The sequence below is a fragment of the Butyrivibrio sp. AE3009 genome, from assembly GCF_000420845.1.
GTDB lineage: Bacteria > Bacillota > Clostridia > Lachnospirales > Lachnospiraceae > Butyrivibrio.
This window is the reverse complement of sequence record NZ_ATVS01000098.1, coordinates 1-1,635: the sequence shown is the minus strand read 5'-3', so window position 1 is coordinate 1,635 and position 1,635 is coordinate 1. Positions and strand designations below refer to the sequence as shown.

1 rRNA gene is annotated in these 1,635 nt (G+C 53.3%); it reads right to left on the bottom strand.

Going from position 1 to position 1,635, the window contains the following annotated elements:
- Positions 1–29: 29 nt before the first annotated feature.
- A 23S ribosomal RNA gene (locus G588_RS0118485) occupies positions 30–1,635 on the bottom strand; the annotation flags it as partial.

Here is a 1,635-nt window from a genome sequence, read left to right as displayed (position 1 = left end):
TTTCCCTTTGTTCCTATACCAACTATTCGTTGGATAAGCCCTCGACCTATTAGTACACATCAGCTGAACACGTTACCGTGCTTACACCTTGTGCCTATCTAACCTCATACTCTCTAAGGGGTCTTACTGCTTGCGCATGGGATATCTCATCTTGAGGGGGGCTTCACGCTTAGATGCCTTCAGCGTTTATCCCTTCCGGACGTGGCTACCCAGCCTTATGCATCTGGCGATGCAGCTGATACACCAGCGGTCCGTCCATCCCGGTCCTCTCGTACTAAGGACAGCTCCTCTCAGATATCCTACGCCCGCGCCGGATAGGGACCGAACTGTCTCACGACGTTCTGAACCCAGCTCGCGTACCGCTTTAATGGGCGAACAGCCCAACCCTTGGGACCTGCTACAGCCCCAGGATGCGATGAGCCGACATCGAGGTGCCAAACCACTCCGTCGATGTGAACTCTTGGGAGTGATAAGCCTGTTATCCCCAGGGTAGCTTTTATCCGTTGAGCGATGGCAATCCCACTTTCATACCACCGGATCACTAAGTCCTACTTTCGTATCTGTTCCACCCGTCGGTGTCACAGTCAGGCTCCCTTCTGCCTTTGCACTCTACGAATGGTTTCCGTCCATTCTGAAGGAACCTTTGAGCGCCTCCGATACCCTTTCGGAGGCGACCGCCCCAGTCAAACTCCCCGGCAGACATTGTCCCCGGACCTGTTTCAAGATCCTTGGTTAGAAGCCCAGCATCATAAGGGTGGTATCCCAACAGCGACTCCGCGGCAACTGACGTCACCGTTTCTTAGTCTCCCACCTATCCTGTACATATGGTACCGGACCCCAGTATCAACCTGGAGTAAAGCTCCATGGGGTCTTTCCGTCCTGGCGCGGGTAACCAGCATCTTCACTGGTACTTCAATTTCACCGGGTGCATTGCCGAGACAGTGCTCAAATCATTACGCCTTTCGTGCGGGTCGGAACTTACCCGACAAGGAATTTCGCTACCTTAGGACCGTTATAGTTACGGCCGCCGTTTACTGGGGCTTAAATTCAAAGCTTCGATTGCTCTAACCTCTCCTCTTAACCTTCCAGCACCGGGCAGGCGTCAGCCCATATACCTCACCTTTCGGTTTCGCATAGACCTGTGTTTTTGCTAAACAGTTGCTTGAGCCTCTTCTCTGCGGCCTGATTTCTCAGGCTCCCCTTATCCCGAAGTTACGGGGACATTTTGCCGAGTTCCTTAACAATGCTTCTCCCGTCGGCCTTAGGATTCTCTCCTCATCCACCTGTGTCGGTTTACGGTACGGGTTATGTATACGCTATAGTGGCTTTTCTTGGCAGTCATATCTGTCGCTTCACTACTTTTAGTTCGTTCCCCCTTGCGGGACCGGTTCTTCCTTCCCCGGCTCGACCCTTTTGCCTGCGTCCCCACAGTTCTGATATACATAAGTGCAGGAATATCAACCTGCTGTCCATCGCTTACGCCTCCTCGGCCTCAGCTTAGGTCCCGACTTCCCCAGGGCAGATCAGCTTTACCCTGGAATCCTTGGATATTCGGCCTGGAGGATTCTCACCTCCATCTCGCTACTCATTCCGGCATTCTCTCTTCACAGCGCTCCGCCGCTCCTTTCGGTACGG